This is a genomic window from Nakamurella sp. GG22, assembly GCF_052976845.2.
Genome location: NZ_JBRIIO020000001.1, coordinates 297681 through 324466 on the forward strand (window position 1 = coordinate 297681; position 26786 = coordinate 324466).

21 protein-coding genes are annotated in these 26786 nt (G+C 62.4%); 5 read left to right on the forward strand and 16 right to left on the reverse strand.

Annotated elements, in window-relative coordinates; translation table 11 throughout:
• Positions 1 to 68: 68 nt before the first annotated feature.
• From ACVBEQ_RS01445 to ACVBEQ_RS01490, 10 genes are all read right to left on the reverse strand, one after another.
• A complete protein-coding gene (locus tag ACVBEQ_RS01445) occupies positions 69 to 1148 on the reverse strand; it encodes a glycosyltransferase (protein WP_447151626.1) in 1080 nt (359 codons plus the stop codon).
• A complete protein-coding gene (locus ACVBEQ_RS01450; protein WP_447151627.1) occupies positions 1145 to 2005 on the reverse strand; it encodes a polysaccharide pyruvyl transferase family protein in 861 nt (286 codons plus the stop codon). The genes ACVBEQ_RS01445 and ACVBEQ_RS01450 overlap by 4 nt, the downstream gene beginning before the upstream one ends.
• Positions 2002 to 3492, reverse strand: coding sequence for a lipopolysaccharide biosynthesis protein (locus ACVBEQ_RS01455; RefSeq protein WP_447151628.1), 1491 nt, complete (start codon positions 3490 to 3492; stop codon positions 2002 to 2004). The genes ACVBEQ_RS01450 and ACVBEQ_RS01455 overlap by 4 nt, the downstream gene beginning before the upstream one ends.
• The gene (locus tag ACVBEQ_RS01460) at positions 3489 to 4577 is read right to left on the reverse strand and encodes a hypothetical protein (protein WP_447151629.1); all 1089 of its coding nucleotides are present in this window, start codon (positions 4575 to 4577) and stop codon (positions 3489 to 3491) included. Before ACVBEQ_RS01460 ends, ACVBEQ_RS01455 begins: the two co-directional genes overlap by 4 nt.
• Positions 4574 to 5584 carry a glycosyltransferase family 2 protein gene (locus ACVBEQ_RS01465; protein WP_447151630.1) on the reverse strand — a complete coding sequence of 337 codons (1011 nt, stop codon included), beginning with the start codon at positions 5582 to 5584 and terminating at the stop codon, positions 4574 to 4576. The genes ACVBEQ_RS01460 and ACVBEQ_RS01465 overlap by 4 nt, the downstream gene beginning before the upstream one ends.
• A gap of 1 nt (position 5585) precedes the next feature.
• On the reverse strand, positions 5586 to 6914 hold the full coding sequence (locus ACVBEQ_RS01470; RefSeq protein WP_447151631.1) for an O-antigen ligase family protein: 1329 nt from the start codon (positions 6912 to 6914) through the stop codon (positions 5586 to 5588).
• Complete coding sequence (locus ACVBEQ_RS01475; protein WP_447151632.1) at positions 6911 to 8080, reverse strand: glycosyltransferase family 4 protein; 1170 nt, start codon at positions 8078 to 8080, stop codon at positions 6911 to 6913. Before ACVBEQ_RS01475 ends, ACVBEQ_RS01470 begins: the two co-directional genes overlap by 4 nt.
• Positions 8077 to 9006 carry a glycosyltransferase family 2 protein gene (locus ACVBEQ_RS01480; RefSeq protein WP_447151633.1) on the reverse strand — a complete coding sequence of 310 codons (930 nt, stop codon included), beginning with the start codon at positions 9004 to 9006 and terminating at the stop codon, positions 8077 to 8079. Before ACVBEQ_RS01480 ends, ACVBEQ_RS01475 begins: the two co-directional genes overlap by 4 nt.
• Positions 9007 to 9008: 2 nt before the next feature.
• A complete protein-coding gene (locus tag ACVBEQ_RS01485; RefSeq protein WP_447151634.1) occupies positions 9009 to 10448 on the reverse strand; it encodes a tyrosine-protein kinase domain-containing protein in 1440 nt (479 codons plus the stop codon).
• A 478-nt stretch (positions 10449 to 10926) separates the two neighbouring features.
• Entirely contained in the window at positions 10927 to 12522 is a 1596-nt protein-coding gene (locus tag ACVBEQ_RS01490; protein WP_447151635.1) for a sugar transferase, read from the reverse strand.
• 1741 nt (positions 12523 to 14263) lie between these two features.
• Between ACVBEQ_RS01490 and ACVBEQ_RS01495 the strand changes: the two genes are divergently transcribed.
• The 4 genes from ACVBEQ_RS01495 to ACVBEQ_RS01510 are packed head-to-tail and all read left to right on the forward strand — an operon-like array spanning position 14264 to position 18276.
• Positions 14264 to 14893 carry an acyltransferase gene (locus ACVBEQ_RS01495; RefSeq protein ID WP_447151636.1) on the forward strand — a complete coding sequence of 210 codons (630 nt, stop codon included), beginning with the start codon at positions 14264 to 14266 and terminating at the stop codon, positions 14891 to 14893.
• A complete protein-coding gene (locus tag ACVBEQ_RS01500; protein ID WP_447151637.1) occupies positions 14890 to 15978 on the forward strand; it encodes a DegT/DnrJ/EryC1/StrS family aminotransferase in 1089 nt (362 codons plus the stop codon). Before ACVBEQ_RS01495 ends, ACVBEQ_RS01500 begins: the two co-directional genes overlap by 4 nt.
• A gap of 4 nt (positions 15979 to 15982) precedes the next feature.
• On the forward strand, positions 15983 to 16981 hold the full coding sequence (locus tag ACVBEQ_RS01505; RefSeq protein WP_447151812.1) for a Gfo/Idh/MocA family protein: 999 nt from the start codon (positions 15983 to 15985) through the stop codon (positions 16979 to 16981).
• The gene (locus tag ACVBEQ_RS01510; protein ID WP_447151813.1) at positions 16978 to 18276 is read left to right on the forward strand and encodes a nucleotide sugar dehydrogenase; all 1299 of its coding nucleotides are present in this window, start codon (positions 16978 to 16980) and stop codon (positions 18274 to 18276) included. Before ACVBEQ_RS01505 ends, ACVBEQ_RS01510 begins: the two co-directional genes overlap by 4 nt.
• A 270-nt stretch (positions 18277 to 18546) precedes the next feature.
• Here the strand turns inward: ACVBEQ_RS01510 and ACVBEQ_RS01515 are convergent, their stop codons facing one another.
• The 4 genes from ACVBEQ_RS01515 to ACVBEQ_RS01530 all read right to left on the reverse strand — a co-directional run bounded on the left by ACVBEQ_RS01515 (position 18547) and on the right by ACVBEQ_RS01530 (position 22862).
• The gene (locus tag ACVBEQ_RS01515; protein WP_447151638.1) at positions 18547 to 19131 is read right to left on the reverse strand and encodes an acyltransferase; all 585 of its coding nucleotides are present in this window, start codon (positions 19129 to 19131) and stop codon (positions 18547 to 18549) included.
• Positions 19128 to 20144, reverse strand: a complete 1017-nt coding sequence (locus ACVBEQ_RS01520; RefSeq protein WP_447151639.1) for an O-antigen ligase family protein — start codon at positions 20142 to 20144, stop codon at positions 19128 to 19130. Before ACVBEQ_RS01520 ends, ACVBEQ_RS01515 begins: the two co-directional genes overlap by 4 nt.
• A gap of 175 nt (positions 20145 to 20319) precedes the next feature.
• The gene (locus tag ACVBEQ_RS01525) at positions 20320 to 21411 is read right to left on the reverse strand and encodes a hypothetical protein (RefSeq protein ID WP_447151640.1); all 1092 of its coding nucleotides are present in this window, start codon (positions 21409 to 21411) and stop codon (positions 20320 to 20322) included.
• A gap of 311 nt (positions 21412 to 21722) precedes the next feature.
• On the reverse strand, positions 21723 to 22862 hold the full coding sequence (locus ACVBEQ_RS01530) for a glycosyltransferase (protein WP_447151641.1): 1140 nt from the start codon (positions 22860 to 22862) through the stop codon (positions 21723 to 21725).
• Positions 22863 to 22933: 71 nt separating this feature from the next.
• Here ACVBEQ_RS01530 and ACVBEQ_RS01535 point away from each other — a divergent pair, with 71 nt between their 5' ends.
• A complete protein-coding gene (locus tag ACVBEQ_RS01535) occupies positions 22934 to 24130 on the forward strand; it encodes a glycosyltransferase (RefSeq protein WP_447151814.1) in 1197 nt (398 codons plus the stop codon).
• 354 nt (positions 24131 to 24484) lie between these two features.
• Here the strand turns inward: ACVBEQ_RS01535 and ACVBEQ_RS01540 are convergent, their stop codons facing one another.
• Together ACVBEQ_RS01540 and ACVBEQ_RS01545 are read right to left on the reverse strand one after the other, a co-directional pair.
• Complete coding sequence (locus ACVBEQ_RS01540; protein WP_447151642.1) at positions 24485 to 25921, reverse strand: tyrosine-protein kinase domain-containing protein; 1437 nt, start codon at positions 25919 to 25921, stop codon at positions 24485 to 24487.
• 175 nt (positions 25922 to 26096) lie between these two features.
• Positions 26097 to 26705 (reverse strand): hypothetical protein, encoded by a 609-nt coding sequence (locus ACVBEQ_RS01545; RefSeq protein ID WP_447151643.1) that lies wholly within the window; start codon positions 26703 to 26705, stop codon positions 26097 to 26099.
• Positions 26706 to 26786: the final 81 nt, after the last annotated feature.

Here is a 26786-nt window from a genome sequence, read left to right on the forward strand (position 1 = left end):
TGCGTTAACAACTTCTAGCCGCCCGAAGGACGGATCAGCCGTCCATCAGCGAGACGGCGGGTGGACGATCAGGTTTCGTCGGCGCGCGGCCGCACGGCGGCTATTGCCGACCGATACGCCTGATAGTGCTGTTCGCCGATCGCGGACCAGTCACGGCCACAAAGGTCGGGCGGCTGCCGATCGGCCGCGGCGCTGCCCGCGGCCAGAGCGGCTTCGATGACCTGCCAGGTCAACTCGCCCTCGTACAGATGCAACCAGCCCGGTCCCACCTCGCGGTCCAAGGCTTCGTTGACCGGCGTGCGCGGCACGATCACCGGCCGGTCCAACGACAGCGCGACCAGCACTGCGCCTGAGTTGTGCATTTCCCGATAGGGCAGGACCACCATCTGCGCGCCGCTGACTTCGTCGACGAGGTCCATATCCGGGACGAACCCGAACCTGACACTGACCCGTGAATCGCTCTCCACAGCGTGTTTGATCGTGCCAGCAAGCTCGGAATCGAGTGGCTTGCCGACGAATCTGAGCCGGAGCGCGGCGTCGGTGGAATGCGCGAAAGTGGACAGCAGGGCATCAATCCCCTTGTACGGGCGGATCAACCCGAAGTACAGCAATTGCCGAGGCCGGGCCGCACGCCGCGGCAACGCGCGGAAGCGATCCCGGTAATGCCCGTGCAGGATCGTCACCACCGGCGCCGAGGTGGCAATCTCGGTGCACGGATTGATCCGGATGAAAAGCGTTGTCCGGCGGTCGACCCACAGCAGCAGCGAATTCTGCCAACCCCATCGCAGGTCCTCGTGCGCACCGACGTTGTGCACGGTCCGGACGATGGCTGTCCGGCTGATCGCACACCTCGCCAGCAGGATCAGCAGCGACATCCCGCGCCAGGCAGCCACCGGGAGGTTGTCCGCAAGCAGCAGATTCTCCGGCCAATGCAGGTGCAGCACGTCGTAGCGGCGGCGGAAGGCCGACGTCCAGGTGCGATAGCCGATGGTGAGCTCCGGCGGGACCTCGGCGGTGATCTGGTCGACGTAGCGGGTCGTCCCATCCGGAGGCGCCAGCGCGAGAAGGACCCGGATCGTCGGTCGTCGATCCGGCGCCTGCCCGCGACCCGCCGGCCTCGGGAGATTCGTTGCGTGGTTCACCGTCATTTCCACCTCATCTGCGCGCCCGAGCGGGCAAGTCGGCGGACCGCGGACATCGTCGCCGGCAGCACCCGCTGCGGCTTCGCGGCAGACCAGAGGTCGGTCGGGAAGGCCGCCATCAAGGGCTCCGGATCCCACCGCGGCCCGGGTTCGCCGCCCTGTGCGACCGCCTCGGCGATACTCCCGGCCGGCGCGAACGAGTTCCGCCCCGAACCGAGGTAGTAATCCTCGTACTTGAACAGCGGTTCCACCCGGGGGTGGACCAGTCGCGCGGGAATGCCCCAGGATTCGGCGACGACAATGGCGTGCAGCGACGACCCGACCACGAAACCGCTCGCCGCGATCCGCCCCAATACTTCCCACAGCGGCAGTCGCGGATCGACGACGTCGGGTCCGGCAGCAAAGAGGCTGACCTCATTGATGTTCGGCACCACGAGAAGGTCGGTGCGTGGTCGCGCCCCGGCGACGGCGTCCCTGCTCCACAACGATCCGACCAACAGGCCCGGGTCGCCGAACACATCCGGAACCCGGTGCCCGTTGCGGATCAGGACATCCCGGGTCAGCGGGCCGCGAACGGCGCGGACGTCCAGCCGGCGGTCGGAGTAGTCGACGTTCTCCGATTTGCCGTTGACGCCCGTCCCCCAGATCACGTCACCCGACCGCGACAGCCGCATGATCGAGCCGACGGTGAGCAGGCGACGGCCGCGGCCCGCCGGTGGCCCGAGCCCGTGCATCCCCAGCAGGCGCCGGACGATGACCGGGCCCAGCAGATCGCCGAAGTTGTTCGCCCGGGTGGGCACCCGGAACCCGCCGTTGGCGGGCGCGCGCCGGGGATTCCAATGCACGACCTCGACCTGCCTCACGCGTCGTCCCCCTTCGCCGACCGTGCGGAAAAACGTTGCGGTAGCAGCAGACGGACCACGGCAAGGGCGCTGACGAACGCTCGGCGGAATTGCGGCCAGCACAGCACCACCAGCCCGAAGGTCAGCGCCATGACGACCGCTCCTACGGCCAGCCGTAGCAGGTTGTCGGCAGCGGGTAGCAGACCGGACACCCCGAACGACGCCAGTGAGCAGATGGTGTACCCGCCGACGGCGATTCCCGCGTTGCGCAGCAGCGCGGACACCGGGGCATCGGCCACTCTGCCGGCCCAGAGGATCCCGACCATCCAGAACATCAGGCAGGAAACGCTGTAGGCAGTGGCGACGCCGACGGTGCCCCAGACGGAGCCGAGGACGATCAGCCCGATCATCAGGGTCCTAGTGAGGAGCATCAGCTTGAGGAATTCGCCGCCGTGTCCCCGCGCCATGATCACCCATTGCGAGGCGGACGAGGCCACCTGGAAGATTCCGCCGATCGCCAGGATCACCAGGAACGGCACCATCGGTGACCACTGGCTGCCCAGCACCAGCGGCACCAGCGGGGCGGCCTGCGCCGCGAAGAAGCCGAAGATCAGGCTCATGCCCTGGACGATGACATTCTGCCCGCGGATGACGTACTCGTTGAATCGGGTGGGCTGGTCCTGCAGACGGGACAGCACTGGCATTGCGACAGTGGTTGCCGGGGTGCTGATCTGGCTCATCGGCAGCCGCACCAGTGAATACGCCCGGCTATAGAAACCCAATTCGGTGACTCCGAACCGGAGACCAATCACCACGTTGTCGATGTTGCGGCTGAGGTAGTTGATCAGCTGAGCGCCCATTTGATTGGCACCGAAAGTCAACAATGCGCGCATGTGGGCGCCCCTGGACGGCCGTCCCGGCACCCATCGACCGGCAGCGACCAGCAGCACGGCGGTCACCACGGACTGGACCAGTTGCTGCGCAACCAGAGCCCAGTACCCGGCGCCGGCAATGGCCAGTGCCACGGCGGCCAGCACCCCCAGGATGACCGGCAGGCTGTCGCTGAGCGCGACAGCCTTGAACCGCAGCGCCCGGCTCAGGCTGGCTCGGTACTGGGTGGCTGCGCCGTTGATCAGGAAGATGACGGCCATCGCCCTCGTCATCGGGACCAGTTCGGGTTGGCCGTACAATGCGCCGACGACGTCCGCGGCGACCAGCGCCACGACCGAGAGCAGCAGTCCCACAGTGACATTGATCCAGAAGAGATTGTCCCGCTGCGCCTCCGACAGGTGCTTCGCCTGCACCGCGGCGGAGGACAGCCCGAAGTCCCGGATCACCTCCGCGGCGCTGACGACCACAAAGACCATCGCCATCAGGCCGTAGTCGTGCGGGGTGAGCAGGCGCGCCAGCACCACCACGGAGAGCAGTTGGACGGTGAACTTGACGCTCTGACCGGCCATGGTGACCGCGGCGCCCCTCGCCGACCTTTCGCCCAGGGTGCGGGTCACGGCGAGCCGATCAGCTGCGATCGAGTGGCGCCATCCCGGTCGGCGACGGACCCGAGTAGCCCGGCGAGATCGTCCAACGAACGCCGGCCGGCCGCCAGGTCACGCAGCAGTGCGGGACGCGCCTGGATCAGTTGCTGCGCAAAGGTCCGGACGTCATCGGCGCTCATCCCGTCGACGCCGGCGCCGACGACCTGTTCGGTCACGGTGGCGAACGTCCGATTGATCTTCTCCGCATTCCCGGTGGTCAGCCCGACCGGTACTGCCCCTTCCGTCAGACCGAGGATCAGCGCGTGGATCCGGTCGCTGACCACCGCCACACTCGACCCGTAGACCGCACGCACCACGCGTTCCTGTTCGAGATGGCTGCCGGTGAACCAGTCGATGCGGTCCGCGTGCAGGAGTCTGGCCAGCTGTTCCGACCGCGGCTGGTCGCTCCGCACCTGGGTGACCACCACGATCGAACAGTCGTTGGCGGCGGCGGTTTCGCGCACACCGGTCAACCAGGATTCCGATGGCTCGGGCCGGTCTCCCCGCAACGACACCGCGATGGTGCGACGGTCGGCCTCCCCGACGTCCGGTCCGCCCGTCCGGAATGCCCAATCAGGATGCACGGTGCCGGTTCCGATGAGATCCCGCGTCCAGTGGTCCCGCCAGGACACGACGCTGGCGAACGTGGTGACGCCGCGAACCGCCCGGGCGAGCCGCCCGGAGCCGGCACGGAAACCCACCCCGGCGAGCACGACCCGCCCTCCGGACAGTCGCACGAGGGCGGCGAGCGGAATCTGCCAGAGGAGTCGTTTGACGAACTGCCGGTGCACCGACAACTCACCGGAGTTCACCGCGAACACGACGCGTCCGGTCACGGCTGCCCGCAACGCCTCCCGGTACCAGGCCGTCCAATCCCGGAACTCCATATCTGCGGAGCGGAGACCCAGGCCGGCGCGGTAGTCGTCATCCGATCCGGTCATGGCGTGCAGCGTGCCGATCGGGCGGAGCGCGTCCAACCAGGCGCGACGGAGCACGGAATCACCGAGATTGTCGACCTGGCCGCGGATGTCGACGAAGACCCGAACGGGGGCGGTCACGTCGCCGCGAAGTATCGGTGGCCGATCCGGCGCCAACGGCGGGCCAGCAACGTCCTGTAGAGCGGCGGCAGGTAGCGGAGCACCGCGACCGAGGCACCGTCACGAGGATTCACCCGGGCGACGGCCAGCACATCCGGCAGGGTGATCGCGTCGCGCGCCTGCTGCTGGACAGCGAGGGTGGCGACGTCCCCGACGGAGAGCCGGCACCCGGTGTTGCAGACGGAATATCGGATGATCTTGGTGAAGAAGTACCGCGCGGCGGTGGTGTCCGGACGACGGCGCATCTCGCGCAGGCTCTGCTCCATCGCGTCTCCGCAGCGCACCAGGTTCGCCAGGTCCGGGTTGCGGGAGGTGGTGATCGACTGCTTCCGCACCACGTGCGAATACAGATCCTGAGCGACGAATGCGGCAGCGCTGATCCGCGGCAACAGACGGATCAGGCCGGCGAGGTCGGACTGCGAGGAAAGCGGCGGGAACCAGTCCGCCGGCAGCACACTGCGGCGGAACATCTTGTTCCACAGGTACCCGTGCACCGACCCGTTCAGCACCCGGTCGAGCAGGACGCCGCCGTCGACCACCTCGTCGCGCTGGACCCGGTCCAGGTGCCGCAACACTTCTCCGGACTCGGAGACGAGATCGGCTCGGCAGACGGCGATGTCGGCTCCGGTCTCCTGTAGGCGCCGGTGCAGGACCTGCAGGATCGACCGGTTCCAGACGTCATCGCAGTCGACGAACCAGACGTACTCGCCGCTGGCCTGCTCCAGACCGCGGTTCCGGGCGGCTGCGACACCGACGTTGGTCCCGGTTTGCAGGTACCGCCCTTCCGGGAGGGCGCCCGCGATCTCCCGCAGCCGGCCCGCTGACCCGTCGGTGGAGCCGTCGTCGACCAGGATGAACTCCACCCCGCCGACCACCGTCAGCCCGGCGAGTTGCCGTGCCAGGTCGTCGAGGTAGCGGCCGGCGTTGTAGGCGGCCACGATCACCGAGATGTCCGGCGGGGCGCCCACGTCAGCCCTCCTCGTCCACGTCGGGCGCGCGATGACGATGCGGGACCGGCTGCCGCCTGCGCACCGCCACCACTGCCGTGGTTTCCGGCGAGACAGTCGCCGGCGCCGCGAGAGCCCGGCCGCCGAAGGCCAGCGAGAGCACCAGGAGGATGAAGAAGGAGTGCCCGTCGACGGCGGTCGGATTCCAGAAGGCCTCGGTCAATCCCAGTGCCAGCAGGAACGTGACGAGCGACGCGGCCACCGGCAGCTGGGCGGGCGTCCGACCGGCGGCTGTGACGCTGGCCGCCATGATCCAGGTGTAGCCGACGATGCCCAGCACGCCGCCCCAGAACAGCATCATCAGGTACTGGCTGTGCGGGAACAGTTGCGGCAGGGCGCCGGTGTCCTGGAAGACCGACCACGCCTCGCCGCCGAGCCCGGTCAGCCAGTGGTCGCCGAGGGCGCCGACACCGCGCGCCCAGATGTTGGCCCGGTTACTGAAATCGCCGGCACTGAAGTTGTAGATCAGGAAGGACCCGAGGCCGGAGAAGAGGACCGCCGCGGTCCAGGCCGCCGCCGCGACCGTCCGCACCGGGAGGTCCCGGTGCGTGGTGATGGTGATGCTTCTGATCGACCATCCGACGACAAACCCGACCACAACGGCGATCTGGCAGGTTCGCGAGTCGGTGGCGACCAGGATCAGCACGTTGAGGATCACCAGCCACCAGCGAAGCGTCCCCTTGAACGAGAAGACTCCGATCAGCAGCGACAGTGCGGACAGTTGCGCGAGGTAATTCCCGGACGGGAAGGGTCCGGTGAGCAATTCCTCGAACAGCCCGCATTTGAAGACGGTGCAGTGCACCATTGCGTCGCTCATCAGAGGAAGCAGGACCCCGATGGCGCACGTTGCGCCGACGATGACCCTCTGCAACACCATGGTGCGGATGCCGCCGGAGACCAGCAGCACACCAAGAGCGGCCCAGAGCAGGACGGGGGCGAGTCGGCCGAAGACGCTCGGGTCGACGGCCTGCACCCCGGAAAGGACGAACATGTAGAGCGCCAGCATCATCGGGATGAATGCCAGGTAGGGGTGGCGGGCGAGGGACCGGTGCCGTTGGACGGCGAGGAACCCGACGGTGGACACCAGCACGCCGAGCAGGATCGCGACCTGCAGCAAACGGGAGCCGCCGACCAGCGTCGAGTCGTACAGCAGCCCGCCGACGATGAGGATCACGACCGCGGCGTCACCGAACCAGTCCTGGGCGAGGGTGCGACGCGGCTTGTCCTCGCGGGTGCGGATCAGGGTGACGAGAGCGACAGCGGCGATCGCGGCGATCGCCAGCAGGATCACCGGGTCACCTCGTGATCGCTCGCCCGGGTGGTCGTGGGCCCCATCGCACACAGAAGCTCGAGCCACCGGTCCCGGATTGCGGCGGGATCCATCCGGTTGGCCCTCAGCTGCCTTGCGGCGAGCACCGCAGATCGGGTCGGCGGGTCGGAACGCACTGCCAGGACCGCGGCCGCCAGTTCCGCGGGGCCGCCCGAGAAGACCGCTCCGGGAACCAGTTGCGGGATCATCTCCGCGGACACCGGGTGCCGCAGGCTGACCACCGGGAGCGCCTCGTCGGCGGCTTCGACGTAGACGTACCCGAAGGTCTCGCCGAGCGAGGGATGAACCAGGATGTCGGCCCGCCGGTAGGCATCTGCCATGGCGCGGTGATCCAGGTGCCCGAGGAAGCGGACCCGGTGGCTGACTGCAAGCCGGCGGGTCAGCGTGCCCAGCGCGGATCGCTCGGCGCCGGCACCGGCGATGTCCAGGGTGAACGTGGCGGGGAGCTCGGCCAGCGCCCTGATGGCCAGTTGCTGATTCTTCGTCGGTGACAGCGAGCCGACGGTCAGCAGCCTTGCGCCACCGGGTGTTCTCGCGTTGAAGCGGCGGGCGAGCGAGCGTTCGTCGACGGCGGGATGAGCGTTCGGAATGGTGACGGTGGTGATCGTGGCGTTCAGCCGTGCGACGTCGGTCGACAGCGAATCGCTCACGCAGGCCACCGCCCACGCACGTGGGTAGAGCCTGCCCGCAGCCAACCGCAGGATCCGCAGTGAACGGGAGGATGCCGTCTTCTCCACGCTCAGCGAGTGTTCCCAGACCACCGTTCGGCGGGCCTGTCGCGGCGCCGCGATCAGCCACGGGATCGCCGCCCACAGTCCGACGGCGATGTAGACGGCGTCAGCGGAGGCGGTCCGCCCGTACCTGCGCAGCGCGGGAATCGACCTGAGCCGCCGCCATCCGATCCTTTTCGGCCCGAGCGCGGCGATATCAAGGTCGCAGGGTGCGGCGAGGAGATCGTCTCCCAGACTCATCACGGTGACGCCGGCTGCGGATCCCAGAGTCCGGGCCAGCTCGATGGCTGCCCGTTCCAAACCCAGCGTGGGACACAGATGGGACACCAGCAGGACGATGGCAGGTGCGGCAATGCTTTCGCCCGCACCGCTTCCCGGGCTGAGGTCGGCGCTCACCTGATCCACCGCATCAGTGCCTGCAGTTGGAGCCGGGTCAGCACCCCGGCCACACCGGTGATCGCGGGGCCGACGGAGGGAACGGTCTTCGTCCGGCGGATTTCGCCGACGACGGTCTTCACCCCGGCCCAGTCCCGGGCCTGGATCGAGTACCGCAGCGTCTGTGCCATCAGGAAATCGACATACGTCCGGGGTTGACCGCCTGACAGATGCTCCTTGGCCCACATCAGGGACGACGACCAATCAGGTTTCGCTGAGATGGATCCCGGTGACCCGAGATAGACCGTCACCAATTCATCCGGAAGTTGAAAGAGCGACGCATTCGGGTGGCGGGCAGCCCTGATGATCCAGTCCCAGTCCTGGTGACGCTTCAGCCCGTCGTCCCACGGGACGGCCTTCGCCAGCCTCGCGTCGACCAGCAGGGAAGAGGGGAAGATGCTGGCCCGCCGGGCTCCGGACCGGCGGCCGCGGAACAGGTAATCCGACAGATCGGTCGAGCCGTCATACAACCGGGCGGGCACTCCGTCGACTGCCCAGTCGTTGTTGGCCGACTGCTGCCGCACCCGGGAGGCCACGATCGGCCAGGTGCTCTCGTTCGACCTGGTCCGGGCGAAAGCGGTTTGCAGGAAGAGCTTCCCCGAATCCCACTCGTCGTCGTCATCGAGGAAGGCGACCCACCGGCCCGTGGCGTGGTCGACCCCGAGGTTGCGGGCCCGGCAGCCGCCGCCACCGCCACCCGTCGACAGCACGGTGATCGGCGCGCCGGCCGGGAGCCGATCGATGACGGCGGGCCGCTCGGATGCGTCGATCACCACGATGATCTCGGTGTCGATGGCCGGGCGTTGATTGTTGACACTGCGCACTGCCCGTAGCAATTCAGGTCGACCGGTGGTCGGGATCACCACCGACACCGCGTCGGCGCTCATCCCTACGATGGGACTTTCTCTCTGGCATCACCCGAGTGGGCGCTGACGACCGGCGGGGTTTCCTCGATCTCGGTCAGCTGTGGCCTGCTGCCGGCGATGTCGTCATAGCCGTAGCCGTAGCCGTAAGCGTCCGCCCCTCGGGTCGGCATCATGTTCATCACGGAGCCGAGCAGCCGGGCGTCCACCGCCTCGAGCGACGCCACTGCTGTGCTGACCTGATGACGGGTGGTCCGGCCGTGCCGGACGACCAGGATGGCGCCGTCGGCCTCGGCCGAGATGATGGCGCCGTCGGTGACGGGCAGCAGCGGCGGCGTGTCGATGATGATGATCTCGAAGGACTTCTTCAGCGACTTGAGCAGCTGCGCCATGCTCTTGCTGCCCAGCAGTTCCGCTGGGTTCGGCGGGATCGGGCCGCTGGCGAGAACACTCAGGCCGCCCTTGCCCCACGGCTGGAGCACGTCCTCCAAGGCGAGCCGGCCGGTCAACACATTGGTCAGTCCGATCGACCCTTCGAGGCCGAGGTACTCGGCGACCTTCGGCCGACGGAGATCGCCCTCGATCAGCAGGACCGTGGAGCCGGCCTCCGCAAAACTCACGGCGAGGTTTGTTGCGGTGCTGGACTTCCCCTCACCGGCGACAGAGGACGTCACGGCGATGACCTTCAGCGGGTCGTCCACGTCGACGTACTGGAGATTCGTACGGAGCTGGCGGAAGGCCTCCGCCCGGACCGACCTGGCGCGGCTGTCGACGATTAGCGGCGAGGACTTCGCCGAGTCGTCGAAGGCAATGGTCCCCAGGACGATGGATTTCGTCAGGTCGCGCAGGCTTTCGACGGTGCGGATGGTCTTGTCCAGCAGTTCGCGGAGTAGGGCGAGCGCGATGCCGAGGGCAAGTCCGACGATCAGCGAGACCGCCATGATGATCAGCGGCTTCGGCGCCACCGGTGTCGGGTTCAACGCCGGCGGTGACGTGACGTCCAACGAGACGGACGGAGTATCGCTGCCTGGTGCCGTCTCGAGCGTCGAGACGAGGCTGACGAAGGTGGTTCCGATCGACTTTGCGATGTCCAGCGAACGAGCTGCGTCGGAGTCGGTCACCGTTGCGGTCAGCAGCACCGTATTCGGGTCGCCCTTGCCGGTGATGCGGCTGACGATCTCGTCCGGCGTCAGCGACAGTTGGGTGTCGGTGGCGACCAGGGCGCCGAGGCGCACACTGCTCAGCAACTGGACGTAGGAATTGACCCGCTTCTGCGCGAACTGATCGCCCTGATAGGCGCCGCCGATCTGCTCAGCCGGAGTGCGCACGAAGAAGGTCACGGTCGACTCGTACTTGTTCGGTGTCTGCATGGTCACCAGCGCCCCGGCGCCGAGGGCGACCAGCGTGGTCACCACAACGATCCACCAGTACTTACGTAACGCCCGCAGCAGGATGCTCAAGTCCATGGGGAGCCTTTCATGCGCGGACTGTGACACCGGCGGACGGAGGTCTCGTCCGCCGACGGGTCCTGGTGGAAACTCAATGACGTGCATTTGTGCAGGCAGAGGAAGTTCGTCGGGCACAGCGACTCCGGCTGCCCGCACGGTGGAACCGACGCCCCCTGGAGTTGCCGAAAACCTTGCCCGTCGTCGGCAAGACTCCCGTGGAGAGGAGCATATTTCAGCCCGTGAATCGACGTCACTCGGCGTTGCAGCATTTCTGTCACTTCACGTATCCGCGTCCGTGGAAATCGCCGGTCCCGCTCGGCTGCCGTGCGGTGTCATTACCGGAGGTGACCAGACTCCCTGGCCAACCCGGGTGGCCGACGCCGTGACGATCACTCGAAAGATGCGACTCCACCCAACGACGGCAGTCCCGGTTCGAACCGACAGCTGCCACCGATGTGATGACACCCCGGCGCGGCGCCAACCCATCGCGGTCCTGTCAGTAGGCGCCCTGACGCCTCAGGACCGTTCGTATGGTCTGCGCCATGATCAGGAGATCCCCGGCCACCGACCAGTTCTCGACGTAGTAGAAGTCGAGCCGGATGCGCTCTTCCGGGGTGACGTCCGACCGCCCGGAGACCTGCCAGAGGCCGGTGATGCCGGGCCTGACGAGCATCCGCCGCTCGAGGAAATTGCCGACCTCGGCGCCCTCGCCAGGAACCAGCGGACGTGGGCCGACGAGACTCATCTGGCCGGAGATGACGTTGAAGAGCTGCGGTAACTCGTCAATGCTGCTGCGCCGCAGGAATCGGCCGATCGGGGTGATCCTGGAATCATTGGCCGACTTGTAGAACACGCCCGATTGCTGATTGGCGCTGGCCTTGGCCTCTTCGAACTTCTTGTCAGCACCATGGACCATCGAACGGAACTTCCACACCCGGAACCTCTTGCCGGCCAGCCCGACCCGCTCCTGCCGGAAGAACACCGGTCCGTTGTCGGTGAGTTTGATTCCGATGGCGGCGATCAGCAGCACCGGCGACAGCACCACCAGGGCCAGCGCGGACCCGACGAGATCCAGGGTCGTCTTCACGATCAGTCTGGGTCCCCGGAAGACGGGTTCCTCGACGTGCATCAACGGCAGCCCGGCGAGCGGTCGGATGTGAATACGCGGACCGGCGACGTCTGTCAGTGCGGGGACGAGCGCGAGCCCTACGCCGGAACCCTCGAGCTGCCAGGCGAGCGCCCTGATCTCTTCGGACCCGAAGGCCTCCGACGCCGCGACCGCCACCATGTCCGCGCGGCAGCGGCGGATCGCCCCGATCACGTCGGTCAGGTCCCCGACCACCGGGAACCCGTCTTCGACGGCGTCACCCTGATCGCTCCAGGCCTGCGGACCACCGGGTAGACAAAGGCCCGCGACCCGGTAACCGGCCGCCGGCGCGTTGCGCAGCCGCTTCGCCAGCGATGCGGAGCTGGTCGTTCCGCCGACGACCAGCACCGATCTGAGATGACTTCCCGTGCTGCGGTACTCAATCAACAACCGGCGCCAGACCCACCTGCCGCCAAGCAGGCCGAAGAGCCCGAGCGGAAGAGCGATCGCCAAATAGGAGCGGGCAATCTCGGCCCGCGTCAAGTAGGAAATGATGGCGACGAATCCGAACAGGAAGAACGACGCCCGGATGATGCGGCCGTACTCGCTCGGGCCCGCGCCGAGAATGTTGCGATCCCACGACCCGTTGATGCCGATCGCGGCCAGCCACAGGCAGCTGAGGACCGCGGAGATCGACCAGTAGCTGACCGAGCCGAAACCGTCCAGCACGACCCGGGTGCTGTCGTTGAACCGGAGCGCCTGGCTGGTGAGCACGACCGCGACGATGATCACCGAGTCGGTGATGATGAGACCTCGCCGGTAGGAGGCCAGCCACTTGGGCCCGGTGCCAGGCGCGGGGCCGCTGCCAGAAGGAAGCGCCTGGGTCTCCGCGAGGGCGGCCGCTTGGGCGTCGGTGACCGAGGATGCCGCTCCCCCCGCGACCAACGCAAACTGTTCGGGCAACGCTTCGGAGCCGTGCGTCAGCGGCAATCTGCTCGTCGTCATGTGCCGCCCCTTCCCCTGAGATCTCAATTGCATCACGGGTCAGCGGGCCCATCGTCACGCTCTCTCGGCCCGGCTCACCCGGTGGCGACACAGTTGGGCCTAGCGGTGAACAAAGCCGTCACATCGGCGGGAAACCGTTCACGTCGCGTAGCGAATGCTGGCACGAGTGCGGCAGCGGAACGCCTAATTCATACCTTCGAGCACATCACGCGGCGGCGACGACCTCGTGCGCAGTGACACGCGAGCGGAGTCCGGAGTGACCATCGCCGTCCGAACCTAACACCGCGTCGACGGCAACATAATAAGCAGTGGGCGGACTTGGGTTTGAGGCCGGTCCAAGCGGTCGTCGATAGTTGTTGGTCATGCTGCCGTGAACGCCGGCGACCCTTACTTATAAGGTTGACCGCGCCGGTCTCGGGTTCGCATTCATCCGCCGCTGTATGCCTGGCGCAAACCGCAGATGGTCCCGTCGGTAGGTCCGAAATCCTCCGAAGACACTGGCGCAGCTTTTCTGATCGACCCTGATAGTCGGCAGAGCCATTACGAATCCACTCCGAGGTCCGCAGCAGTTGGTCTGGTGCCCTAGCTGTTCGAGCGGATCGTCACGGACGAAGACACCCGGCCGTGTCCGGCGCGCTCGAAGCTGTGGCCGCGCGTGCGCCAGAGACACACGAGCCACCGCGTTTACAGGGCAAGATAGTCACGGTTTGGCGCTCGAGAGATCGCCAACGGAGGCCGAGCCAACCGCCGAGCGACCTGTGGAAGACTCAGATGTTGCCACCGCCGCAGAACAGGATCCACTCCCGCTCGAATGGCAATAAGGCGGCTCGACCGGGAGAGCGGTGAAGCCGTGAGCGGCGGCCCGCCACGCTCGCAATCGCCAGTAACAGCCGGTCGTTGGAGGCGATACCCCAGCCGGCGACAGGCATCGCTGATCCCAACCCACTGCAACGCCCGGAACTCGTCCGCGCGGAGCCAACCGCCGACTGCCCTGGTCGAGCAGGCCCTCGCCCCTTCTACAAGGTGCATAGCAACGACACTCGAACATAAGGTTGCGCGCCGACTTGGTGGTTCTTCGCCAACCACCTTAGATAGCATTGGACGAAATGAACCCTCGACCCAGCATCTCGTGACAAAAACAGGGAATCTGGAGATTCACAGACACCGCCCGCCTGGAAACGAAGTCCCTGAACGCCTCTGAACCTCAGAAATTAAACCAACTCGCAAACTGACACGACGGCGGTGAGCACCTTATTGGGCCACTATCAGCTCCGGCTATCGCCTGGCTGGCCTAGTGATGGACTGCCTGGTAGTGCCAGCCTAGGTTCGCGTTGCTAGGATGTGGTACTCTCTGTAGTCGAGCCGACACGGAGGGTGGGTCCCTTCGTCCGCCGTCTCGACGGGCCAAAGGGGGGCGCGCAGTGCAGCGCTTATTCACGACCACGGTGGCGGTCCTGTGCACCCACGCTAAAACGGCCCAAATCCGAGTAAATGCCCCGCGGAAAGAACCCCGTTGAGGCGGAAAACTGATGCGCGCGCCACACACACGGCGTATCCCGTCCTTGCCTTCGACCCATGGCAATGAAATGTTTCCGAGAACATTAGTACAACCAAGCTCTCCGACACGCACGTTCGGACCAGTTCACTAAACGAAGCCGAACAGCTCAATACCGACCCAACGTCCGAACGGCAATTCACACTGATACACGACACACTGTCGTAGCTATTGAAAGCGAGATCGATGAACCGAGTTGAAGCAACGGCCGACGTTGCAACCGATGCTCAGATTGGCGATGACACACTGGTGTGGCATCTCGCGCAGGTCAGAGAACGAGCGATATTGGGCCATGACTGCGTAATCGGTCGTGGAGCATACGTAGGTGCGGGCGTCCGTATCGGAAATCATTGCAAGCTGCAGAATTATGCGCTTGTCTATGATCCAGCCGTGCTTGAAGACGGCGTCTTCATCGGACCAGGGGCCGTTCTCACCAATGATCAGTATCCCCGTTCTATAAATCCCGATGGTAGCCCTAAGAGCAGTCAGGACTGGGCCCCCGTCGGAGTGATGGTACGCAGGGGAGCGTCTATTGGAGCGCGGGCGGTATGCATCGCCCCATTAACGATTGGCAGGTGGGCGCTCGTCGCCGCTGGTTCCGTCGTGGTTAAAGACGTGCTCGACTTCGCCCTAGTCGCAGGCGTGCCAGCGCAGCGCCGCGCATGGGTCGGCAAGGCCGGGATTCCACTGAAACGGCTGAACCGCACGGAGTGGGTGTGTCCCACCACAGGCGAAAGCTACTTCGAGGCCGGAGGGACCCTTACAGAGAGCGTAATGGACCCTGCCAACGATCCCTTCAAGATTGAATCAGAATGAGGGAATTCATTCCGCCTGCGAGACCGCTAATTGGTGACGATGAGCGGGCCGCTGTAGACAGAGTTATGCGGAGTGGAATGCTAGCTCAAGGACCCGAAGTAAAGGCCTTTGAGGAGGAGTTCTCCGAACATTTCGGTTTTCAACGAGCCTGCGTGGCAGTCAATTCAGGTACCTCAGGCCTTCACCTAGGGTTGCTGGCGGCAGGACTCCTACCAGGCGATGAAGTGATCGTGCCATCGTTCACTTTTGCAGCAACGGCAAACGCTGTTGTCTTAGCGGGAGGAACGCCGGTGTTCGCAGACATTGAACCGGAGTCGTTCTGCCTAAGTCCTCGCTCGGTCGAGAAGGCCGTAACCAATCGCACAGTCGGCATAATGCCCGTGCATTTGTACGGACATCCAGCGAATATGGTCGAGCTAACGGCAACTGCCATCCGACTTGGGATCCAAGTATTTGAAGACGCAGCACAGGCCCACGGGGCTTCACTGAACGATCGACCAGTTGGAACATTTGGATCGTTCGGCATGTTCTCACTATACCCGACGAAAAATATGACATCAGGTGAAGGCGGGATGGTAACCGTTGCCAATCCAGAAATTGAACGGCTGATCCGCCTCTACCGTAACCAGGGAATGCAACGACAGTACCATAATGAAGTTGTAGGACTCAACAACCGAATGACAGACATCCATGCCGCAATTGGACGGGTCCAACTGCACAAAATCGACGAATGGACCAAGAAGCGTCAGGAAAATGCGCGATACATGGACACGCATCTTGAACAAGTCACTACGCCTTCGGTCGCCGCCGGCGCGGTGCACGTCTATCACCAATATACGATCCGAATACAAGACGACAGAAACGGCTTCGCCCATGCTCTCCGCTCTGAATTCAACATTGGAACCGGCATTTTTTACTCAACGCCCGTCCACCTTTTAGCACCCTTCAACGCCGACACCAGCTTACCCAACACAACTAACGCAGCTTCAGAGTGCCTCTCTCTGCCGATCTATCCCGCGCTGCAACCCAGCGAGCTGGAACGAATTGTCGTCGCCGTCAACAAAATCGCAAGAGCGGGTGCCTAACATGGTGACAAAACTCAGGGCTGGCCTGCTTGGCATCGGCATGATGGGCAGACACCATGCGCGCGTTCTATCAGGTCTAGCTGGGGTCGATCTTGTCGCCATAGCTGACCCCTGCGGCGATACCTATTCCGTTGCTGGGGGCCGACCGGTACTCAGCTCCGTACACGAACTGATTGCCGCGGGAATCGAATACTGCGCCGTGGCAGTCCCAACGAAAGACCACGAAGCCGTTGGACTCGCCCTTGCTGAGGCAGGAATTCATACGATCATCGAAAAACCGCTGTCACAGGATACGTCGTCAGCTCGCAATCTTGTTGAGGCATTCGATGCTGCAGGAGTCATTGGTGCAGTAGGTCACGTAGAGCGATATAACCCAGCCCTCCAATCCGCGCGGAGTCGACTCGAAGCGGGAGACCTTGGCACGGTATACCAGATTGTTACTCGGCGACAAGGCCCCTTCCCCGGCCGAATCGCCGATGTAGGCGTGGTGAAGGACCTAGCGACTCACGATATCGATCTCACCGCCTGGGTCAGTCAGCAGGACTTCACGTCAGTGTCAGCACGGACGGCCTTTCGGAGTGGGAGAAAGCATGAGGATCTCATCGCGGTCGTCGGCCTTTTGGCAGACGGGACGATCACCAATCATTTAGTCAATTGGCTATCACCTTTAAAAGAACGGGTAACCATCATTACTGGCGAACGTGGCACATTTGTGGCCGATACATTAACTGCCGACCTGACATTTTATGCCAACGGCTCAGTCATGACCGAGTGGCCTGGATTAGCACAATTCCGCGGTGTATCCGAGGGGGACGTAGTTCGTTACGCGATCGCAAAGCCTGAACCCCTGCAAGTGGAACATGAGCAATTCCGCGACGCAGTACTAGGGAAAGACTCAGACATAGTCACTATGAAACAGGGACTGACCACAGTACTGATCGCGGAAGCAATGATTGAGTCTGCAAACACAGGTGTGACAGTGGACCTCAGGTGGAACTCTTGAAGATCGCCGTGATCGGGCTCGGAAAGATCGGACTTCCCCTTGCTGTTCAGTTCGCGATGTCGGGACATTCCGTGGTTGGCGCCGATAGGAACCAAGTAGTGGTGCAGCAAGTCAATCAGGGCAGCGAACCGTTTCCAGGGGAAGCTGAACTTTCCACCAGGCTGTTGACCGTCGTCCAGGAGGGCCGTCTGGTTGCCATCACCGACACCGCAGCCGCGGTGGCGCAAGCCAATGCGGTTGTTGTTGTAGTACCTCTATTCGTCACTGGAGAAGACCAACCAGATTTTGGATGGCTTGATTCGGCCACCAGGGATATCGGGCGCGGGCTGCAGTCGGACACACTGGTGATCTACGAAACAACCCTTCCCGTAGGCACGACGCGAGGACGCTGGAAACCATTGCTCGAAAAGACGTCCGGCCTGAGGGAGGGAATCGATTTCCATTTGTCCTTCTCACCCGAGCGGGTCCTGACCGGTCGAGTCTTTGCTGATCTCCGGAAGTATCCAAAATTAGTCGGTGGCCTGTCCGCAGAAGGTGCGCGACGGACAGTCGAGTTCTATTATGACGTAATCGAGTTTGATGAGCGCCCGGATCTCGCTCGAGGAAATGGAGTCTGGGACCTTGGAACCGCTGAGGCAGCGGAAATGGCAAAGCTCGTGGAAACAACCTACCGCGATGTCAACATTGGGTTAGCTAATCAATTTGCCATGTATGCGACAGGCCACGGCGTCAATGTCTATGAAGTAATTGAGGCGACGAACTCTCAACCATATAGTCATGTCCATCAACCCGGAATTGCAGTCGGCGGACACTGCATACCAGTATACCCGCGACTCTATCTCTGGAATGATCCTTCTGCGACCATCGTCAGGGCCGCGCGAGCGATAAATGCAGGCATGCCGGCCTATGCGGTTCAACTAGCGAAGGAACATTACGGAGATCTGACGGCAACCAGAGTCGTCGTGCTAGGTGCCTCTTACCGAGGAGGTGTAAAGGAGACAGCCTACTCAGGCGTCTTTGCGACAGTTGAGGCCCTAAGGCTGGAGGGAGCCAATGCGACAGTCCATGATCCAATGTACAGCGACAAGGAACTGGAAGCCCTGGGTCTATCTCCCCATAACCTCGGCGATCCGGTCGATATCGCAATACTGCATACTGCGCATAAGGAATACGAAAAGCTTGGCACGAGCGACCTTCCCGGCCTGACTCTCATGATTGATGGACGCAACGTTGTTGATAGAGCCGAGTTTGGCGACGCGTCTGTCGTTTCAATCGGCAGGCCGGGCGGGCGGTGAAGGGAAACCTGTCGCCTAGAGTTGAGACGCCAACCGTCTGTGACGCTCCACGGCCACTGTCAACGGGCAAGTGACAGAAACGAGCACGAGCCGGGCCGATCCTACCGAGTGGCAGCTAGGAAGTTGCGGACTCGACGGCCGACGGACCTAGCTGAACCAGATATGCGTTGTGCCCGAGGAACTCGGCAATGTGCGTGACAGCTCCTCGCACTCACCCGCCTCGACCTACCATTTATCGATGGCTTTGCACTCCCGCATTAGGCAGGCACGTTACTTGGCTGCGGGTCGGCGCAACGCAATTGGTCGCGCCGGCGCCCCGACGACAACCACATCGGCATCCACGTTTCCCTTAACCACAGACAAAGCACCCACTATGCAACCGCTGCCCAGCGTTGAGCCGCGCAGGACCACGGCTCCACACCCGACCCACACCCCATTCTGGATAGATATCGGTGCCGTCACTACGTCTTGAGACGATACCGTCGACCCGAGTGCCGTACCGTGATCTTGATCCCTAATTGAGACGCGCTCAGCTATCAGTACGTCCTGGCCAATCTGGACAGAGTTCACGGCACAGATCAACACATTATGCATTAGCCTGGATGAGTCACCCACCTCGAGACGCCCCCCAAGGGGCACTTCCAAAATGCAGTGCCTGCCGAAGTAAACGTTCCGGCCAATATCCCATCCCGAGTGAGGTGGTCGACGCAGCCACACCCCACGCTCCGCCTGCAAAGCGCGGCCTACACGACCACCCCTCGATCTGATCCGCAGAGCAAGCAATGCACCTCTCCATAGCCGCAGCACCTTTGAACCAGCCAAGGGTAATTTGTAAACGACTGTCCTTCGTTTCATCCTCGCCCTTCAGCCTGCCGGAAGTGTGCCGTCTGCGCGGCAGGGATTGGATCACGCGCACGCTTTGACACGTTGCCACCATAGACCGCAAGCACTGCATAGAACGGAAAGAAAATCGGGTGAGCCGGCGACGACTCTGTCATACCCTCGACCAATAGCATGACCAGCCCACCCAACGCCAAGGACGGATCCGGACGCCGCAGTGAGGCCCGGAGGAGAACAATAAGGACGAGGCTCATACCAAGTACACCCAATGCGCCATCTCGGAGCCAGCCCTCCAGCCAAATATTGTGCGCACTTCCAACTATAGTTCGGGCTGCTATTCTTTCGGCCAAACCCTCGCTGCCGAGCCCGAACGTGGGAACACCCCCTGCACTGAGCTGCTCCCAAATATATGTCCTGTTCGTAAGAGTGAGATCTTCCTGACTCAGGGGTAGGTTCGGGATGTAGATTGCGTTGCTCGCAAATAGCCAGCAAAGACTGGCCATGACCGCCAGCGCAAATAGAGCCAGAGGGGCCCGATACGCCTCCTTAATCCGTCGAATCAGTCTCACGATCATCACGGTCACAGCCGCCAGAGCTACCGCCACCATGGCCGTCTGGCTCACCGCGGCAAGCAGGCCGGTTGCTGCTAACACGAAGCTAACGGCGCTTCGTCGGTTCCAGGCCAACATGAACAGTATGGCCGACATTTGACCGAGTCCATTTGGATGCTCCAGCAATCCGAAAACTCTGCCTTCATAGAGGACGGGAAACAGATCCCTCGAACCACTCACAACTAACCGGGGGTCAACAAGTGCAGCAAGCAGCGATCCCGCCACTAGCAACGCGGCCGCGAGGTTCGCGCCCCGCAAGCCTGTGTCGGCGCCAGCGATCAGTACAGTTCCGGTGACAAGGCATCCGATTAAGGCAAGAAGAGCGGCAGAACCCTCCGCACGACTGGCAGCCAAAATTAACGTGATCCCGTATAGGCAGACAATCCAGGTCAGCCAGCCAGGACCACTGTCCGTCACACGGCGCCTTCCCCCTTCGTCGCGCCCGGACCTAACGAGAACAAGCGCAGAGCAAAGTACAGTCAAGCCACCCAACCCGAACAACGCCCACCGAATCTCAGTCCGCAGCGTAAATAGCAATACGCAAGAAACAAGGCAAAGCGCTACTAGCGTTACAGACACTCGATCGTGGCGCTCAGGCATTCTTCTTCTTCCCGATTACCGACTTGCCGACGAGAAAACAACCTAGCGCCATAGTGGCGACTCCAAGCAGACTGGCAATGGCGGTCGAGCCGGAAAGCGCCACTGCGACGGCAACCCCGCTCACACAGCCCGCGGGTATGAGCCAGAGGGTTGGATCGATGCTTGCATCGGTGCGGCGCCGAACGGCAACCCAGAGACCGACACTGATGAGGCCAATGGTCAGCGGTTGGCCGAACCCGATCAACTCCACAGGTAGCTCCGAACGAAGTAACCAGACGGTTGCGAGAATGATCGCAACAGCCGGTATCGTCACCAATGGGAGCATCGCGGTAAGGCGACCACGGTAGCAGAGTTGCAGTAGGGCCATGAATGGCACGCCGACCACTCCGGTGGTCAGAAAGACGGCAACCAGTGGGACAAAGTCGCCTGTCGGGTACGATTCGGGCAAGAGAAGACTAGAGGCGACTGGCGCAAGGACAACGCCGAGTCCAGCAAGAATTGTCGCAACGGCCACAAACAGTCGAACCTGTTCACGTACGACCGGTTCGACTGCGTCGTCCTTATATGAGTATATTTCTGGTCCCCAAGCTAGACCAGCTGATCGCACGACAGTCCACAGCAGCCCCCCTGTCACGGAAGCTAGCCCGTAAATCGCGACCGCCTGGTACCCGTGGCCCTCGAGCGTGGCACGTCGAAGCCCTGCATCCAGAAGCAACAGGGCGGCCGCTTGGGGCAAGCCTGGTAGCCCAAGGCGCACTGAGAAGATAGCTACGGCGGCGCTTGCTTTCCATTCAATTCTGGTGCGTCCAGTCAGATAGATCGCTCCAATGAGTGCGGCAATCGACGCGGCGCAGCACATTCCTGCGGTGTATCCCTCGGCGGAACCGGCCAGCGCAGCGCCGACTAACCCGAAAATGGGAGTACCTGCGGCCGATACGGCCATTACGACGGTGGCAGCGGTAACGCGACGCTGGCCCCTGAGAGCGGCCGCACTGATAGAGACTAAACTTTGAATTGCGGCCAGCACAAGAGTCAGAAGCACCACGTTCGACCAGCCCAAGCCGAAAATAATCTGGGATGACATCGGGGCTAGCACCGCTGCGACCCCAGTGGTTACGAGGACAACGGCCACGCAACCCAAGTATGCTCCAGCAACAGTACCTCTTGACCGGTCTAAAACTGCGCGCGCAATTCCCTCACTTGCGCCCAAGCTGAGGACTGACTGACCAATCCACCACATCGGTGTGAGTAGCGCGATAAGTGCGTATTCGCTTGCTGGCAGGAGTCGTGTAAGGATGGGCAGTATAGCGACCATCATGACGGCCCGCAGCAGAGTTACCGAGGTGTATGCACCGGTGGTGCGGACGAGTGTCTGAAGACGAGAGTGCGAAGTCGTCACCGTTTCACCGGATGGTCCAAACGTGCCGCCTTATATAGCGTAAGCAATCGCGCAGCGGCGATGCGGCCGTTGCCGCTCGTATGGGCGTAATTGCGAGCCGAGGCACTGAGCTGGCGGTAGCCTTCCAAGTCAAGGTCTAGCAGTTCCTCGACAGCCTGAGCCAACGCTTCTACGTCGCCTTCGGGGACTAGCACACCTGTAATCCCATCTAACAGCATGTCTGGCATACCACCGCTATTGTTAGCAATGACTGGAACGCCACAGGCCTGTGCTTCGAGAAGGGTCAGACCCGCTGGCTCACGCCGTCCGCGTACATCTACCGACGGCTGAACCAATATTGTTGCGGCAGTGAGCCGCTCACGCACCAGGGATCGTGAGATCTGACCCGTGAACGTCACTTCAACCCCAAGCGTGCGCGCAAGCTCTTCCCACGCGCTGCGCTCGGGCCCATCCCCAACGATCGAAAGGCGGTAAGGTTGTCGGACCGTCGCCATAGCCCTGATGAGATCGGATCCGCCCTTTTGTTGCGCTAGCCGACCTATGAAGATCACCTCTTGCCGACCGAGAGAGGTGATTAATTCTCGCCCCTCTGAATTGAAGTATTCTGTATCCACCCCGAGTGGAAGGGTCAGCACACATTCGGGCGGAATCCCAGCCATTATTGCTTGACTCCTCAAATACTCGCTTACCGCCAGGAACCGGCAGCCGTGCCGTATCAATCGTCTCAAGCCGTATTGGGCCCAGACCACCCGCAACTTCTGCAACAGATCAATCGGATCCTCAGATACAACGTCATAACCGTGAAGTGTGACGAGTAAAGGTGCACCGGTCATCCGCGCAGCCCAAAGTGCTGGTCCACTCCAGGTCGCAAAGTGTTGGTGTATAACATCTGGCCGATAGCGGATGATGCTCAGGCAGACTATCGGTGCGGATAGGAATGTCCACATCTTTCTAACGAACCCACCCTCGGGCGAAGTTCCGGCCGGCACATGTAGGCGCCCTGGCAAGTCGTCGTCGACCTTTGCCGACCTCGCAAAGAACCCAAAGTCGGCGTTTTCCTGAAGCAATCTGGCATGTTGTGCTATAAAGTAGGTCGGTGGTGTCCTAAGCACACCAGTGGTTATCGCTATTCGCATTATGCCTGTCCCCGTGTCGCTTTCTTGCGTTTTGTCGTATCAACTGACAGAGAGGTATGGGTATGCCGCGAATGGTCTTGATCGCCCGACACTACTGGCCCCGAGCTGGGGCCGCGTCGGTGCGTCTTCAGGGAGTTGCGGAAGCTGCGCGAGGCAGAGGGTGGGCGATTATCGTGCTGACAACAAATGAGCCGGATCAGCCGCCAAGTTCTGAAGGTCCAGTTGGTGAGAAGATAATTCGATTGCGCGGAGACACGTCGACCGGTATTAGCGGTCGTCGCGCGATGCACCTCGTGGCGTTTGCCTGGAGGGCATGGCTCTGTGCGAGGCAACTGGGGCGAGCGGACGTAGTGCTCTGCGACCCCCCGCCGACGTCCGGTATCGCAGCATTGTTCATCGCACGGCGGCTTCGCGCCAGATGTGTCTACTATCTTGCTGACTCTTGGGCGGATATGGTGCATCAAAAATCGGGGCGCCGATCTGGCGCAGTATCCGCATTGGTGCGATCGGCAGAGAATGCCTGTCTCCGCCAATCCGACGGTGTTATGGCAGTTACTGCTCGACTGGCATCGGCAGCGCTTTCGAAGGGCGCGCGCCAAGTGGCGATGGTCGAGAACGGTACGGATGTTGAAACCTTCTCCCCTGAAGGCGGGGCTTGGGATTCCCCTTGGCCCGAAGGCAAACGGTACTTTCTTTATGCAGGTAACTTTGGCGAGGTTCACGGCGCATCGGTCTTCGTACACGCAGCGGACCTTCTTTGGAAGCGCGGTCTCGACTTCGGAGTCGTGTTCATGGGATACGGATCGGAGCGTGACGCTCTCGAGTCAGTTCGGCAGCGGTGGCCCAACGAGCTCAAGTTTGTCGCACCAGCTCCTCCCCACGTTGCCGCTGCCGCGTTCCGCGGTGCCGTGGGCGGCCTTTGTTCAATCAGACCGATGCAAGTTACTGTCGATGCGCGACCAGCCAAGGCTCTAGCGTCATTAGCGGCGGGCTGTCCACTGATCTTCTCCGGTATTGGCACTTTCGCCGACGAAGTGCTGAAGCAGAATCTGGGGTGGGTTGCGGAGTGGTCGCCGGCAGCGGTGGCCGAGATTCTCGCGGAGGCGCTGCTGCAATGCGACCGATCCAAGAAACGCGCTACGGAATTGGCAGAGTATGCGCGACAGCACTTCGACCGCCGAAACTCAGCCAAGCTGGCAGTAGATTTTCTGGAACACTTGGTGGCACCCCCTACGTTAATCAACGACGTCCGCAACTCGGAGGAGTAGGTCGCACAGCCGCGTACCCGCTCAGCTCGCGCGAACCGCGGGGTCGTGGTGGAGTCTTCGCCAGCTGGCGCGCGGGCCTTCTTTTGTACAACCGATCGTGTTTTACGGAGGTACTCATGTCGCGTTATTTCGAGGATATTTGCAGGTTCGTTCGATCTCGGGTAAGCAGAACCCGAGCACGGTCTACTCCGCACAATTGACCCTCCAACTGTCATCCAGAATGCGGTCGCACCATTTTACCGTTGTTGGGCTCGCAACTAAATGGTCACCAGTTTCGGCAGATGCTTCGACCCTCGCGGGAGCCCCTGAGCCGATGGTTCACCTGCCCTGTTCGCAGCGAAGTAGCCAACACCATCAACCTTTGCTGGCAAGCGATCCTTTAGCCGCGGCCGGTGACGGCGTCGCTGCACTACCCTCTTTCAAGTATTGATTGCCTTCAGTTTCCGCATAGTACCCGTATCCGCTGTAACCGTATGCTTCCGCACCTCGGGTCGGCATCATGTTGATCACCGAACCTAGAAGGCGGGCGTCTACCGCCTCCAGTGTTGCCGTGGCGGACGCGACCTGATTGCGTGACGTTTTGCCATGCCGGACGACAAGAATTGCGCCGTCCGCCATGGACGCGGCAATTGCGCCGTCCGTGACCGGCAGGAGTGGAGGCGTGTCGATTATGGTGATGTCGAAGACGCTGCGCATTGATTTGATTAAATCGGCCATATTCTGGCTACCAAGGAGTTCCGAAGGATTGGGCGGGATCGAACCGCTCGGGAGTACTGTGAGCCCGCCGCGGCCCCATCGCTGCAGGACCTCATCGACATTGACTTGACCAGCGAGAACATTCGTTAGTCCGATTGCTCCTTCTATTCCGAGGTATTCGGCTACGCGTGGGCGTCGAAGGTCGCCCTCAATGAGCAGCACTTTGCGGCCGGCCTCTGCAAAGCTTGCAGCCATGTTGGTCGCAGTACTTGACTTTCCTTCGTTCGGCACCGACGACGTCACGACAACAACCTTTATAGGATTGTCCACATCTACAAACTGCAGGTTGGTTCGAAGTTGTCGGAATGACTCAGCACGAACCGACCTGGCGTGGGAGTTGACGATTAGTGGCGCCTTCTTTGCTAATTCATCGAAGGGCACGACTGCAAGGACGGACCGCTGAGTCACGTCCCGCAGTGTCTCGATGGTACGGACTGAAGTATCCATCAACTCACGCATGACCGCAAGCGCCGAGCCGAGTGCCAAACCGACCATAAGAGCCAAGCCTAGATTTAGCAGTGGTCGTGGCGCCACTGGGTCAGTGTCCAATGCCGCCGCGGATGTTACTTCAATCGTTACCGAAGGAGTGATCGACCCCGGCGGGGTTTCGAGCGTAGAAACGAGGTCAACAAATTTTCTGGAGACCGACTGTGCAAGATCAAGGGATCGGCCGGGGTTCGAATCGGTGACTGTTGCGGTGAGGAGAACGGTATTCAAGTCGCCTTTAGCGCTGATTCGGCTTGTGATTTCGGGGCCCGTGAGGTCAACCTGTGTCTCGGCTAAAACTAGGTCCGCCAATCGTTGACTCTGCATCAACTGCACGTAGGAGTTGACCCGCTTCTGCGCGAATTGATCCCCCTGGTATGCGCCGCCGATCTGGTCGGCCGGTGTACGGACAAAGAACGTGACCGTGCTCGCGTACTGTGCTGGTGTGCGCAGTGTTAGTACCGCACCGACACCTACTGCGAGAATTGTAGTCAATAGGACGATCCACCAGTACTTCCTCAGCGCTCGCATCCAGCCACGAATCTCCATTATAGCCCTTCTAGGGATCGGTTCGAGCCCTGCCCGGGCTTTACTGAGCTCGCACATTGTGTGCGCATGAGGGTAGAGCCGTGGACCAAGTCAATTGAAGAGATGCCTGTGCCGGCCGGAGCCCGTAGGCTCCGACCGGCGCAGGTGAGGTGCTCGTAATCCGTCAATCAGAGTCTCAAAGGCTCGCGGGACCCGAGCCTTTGCGCCGAATCACGCCGCGCGTTCCGAAGAACAGCAACGTCAGACCGGCAAGGAGTGCTGCCGCGCCGATGGCGATCGGCCCGGCCACGCTGGTGCCGGTGTAGGCCAGGCCTCCACCTGCGCTGCCGTCAGATCCCTGACCGGTGTATGCCAGTCCGCCACCAGCGGGGACAGTCGTTGTGCCGGCGGTGGTTTCCGCCTGACTACCAACGACCGTGATCGTCGAGGAGGCCGACCGTGCGCTGCTCTGCCCGGTTGCGGTCAGGGTGTAGGTGCCCACCTTGTCGAGGTTCAACGATGCCTCGAAATGACCACTGGAATCGGCCGTCGTGGATACAACCTTCGATTCCGCGGCTGCGGCCAGGGCCGGCGTGCTGCGAAGCCCGCTCGGGCCGTTGTAGAAGATCGTGATGATCACGTTCTCCCCCGGCTCGAATCCGTCGCCGAAGAAGATGAATGGGCCGTTCACGATGATGATCGTGACGTTGACATTCACCACCACTGTTGGCGGTGGCTGATACGGCGGCGGCGCCGCATTGCCGATCCCGGCCAGGGCGAACAGGCCGAGAATTGTTACAGCCACTGTCGTTAGCATCTTGCGCAGCACTGATCCACCCCACATCACATCGGTTGATCGGATCCTTCACCCGCCCTTGGGAGATCC

Excerpts from the sequence above, each read along its gene's own strand:
- ACVBEQ_RS01445 (WP_447151626.1), bottom strand. The coding sequence starts at position 1,148 with ATGACGGTGAACCACGCAACGAATCTCCCGAGGCCGGCGGGTCGCGGG.
- ACVBEQ_RS01480 (WP_447151633.1), bottom strand. The coding sequence starts at position 9,006 with ATGAGCGCCGACGCGGTGTCGGTGGTGATCCCGACCACCGGTCGACCT.
- ACVBEQ_RS01490 (WP_447151635.1), bottom strand. The coding sequence starts at position 12,522 with ATGACGACGAGCAGATTGCCGCTGACGCACGGCTCCGAAGCGTTGCCC.
- ACVBEQ_RS01540 (WP_447151642.1), bottom strand. The coding sequence starts at position 25,921 with ATGGAGATTCGTGGCTGGATGCGAGCGCTGAGGAAGTACTGGTGGATC.
- ACVBEQ_RS01530 (WP_447151641.1), bottom strand. The coding sequence starts at position 22,862 with ATGCGAATAGCGATAACCACTGGTGTGCTTAGGACACCACCGACCTAC.
- ACVBEQ_RS01535 (WP_447151814.1), top strand. The coding sequence starts at position 22,934 with ATGGTCTTGATCGCCCGACACTACTGGCCCCGAGCTGGGGCCGCGTCG.
- ACVBEQ_RS01500 (WP_447151637.1), top strand. The coding sequence starts at position 14,890 with ATGAGGGAATTCATTCCGCCTGCGAGACCGCTAATTGGTGACGATGAG.
- ACVBEQ_RS01495 (WP_447151636.1), top strand. The coding sequence starts at position 14,264 with ATGAACCGAGTTGAAGCAACGGCCGACGTTGCAACCGATGCTCAGATT.
- ACVBEQ_RS01525 (WP_447151640.1), bottom strand. The coding sequence starts at position 21,411 with ATGTCATCCCAGATTATTTTCGGCTTGGGCTGGTCGAACGTGGTGCTT.
- ACVBEQ_RS01515 (WP_447151638.1), bottom strand. The coding sequence starts at position 19,131 with ATGAAACGAAGGACAGTCGTTTACAAATTACCCTTGGCTGGTTCAAAG.
- ACVBEQ_RS01485 (WP_447151634.1), bottom strand. The coding sequence starts at position 10,448 with ATGGACTTGAGCATCCTGCTGCGGGCGTTACGTAAGTACTGGTGGATC.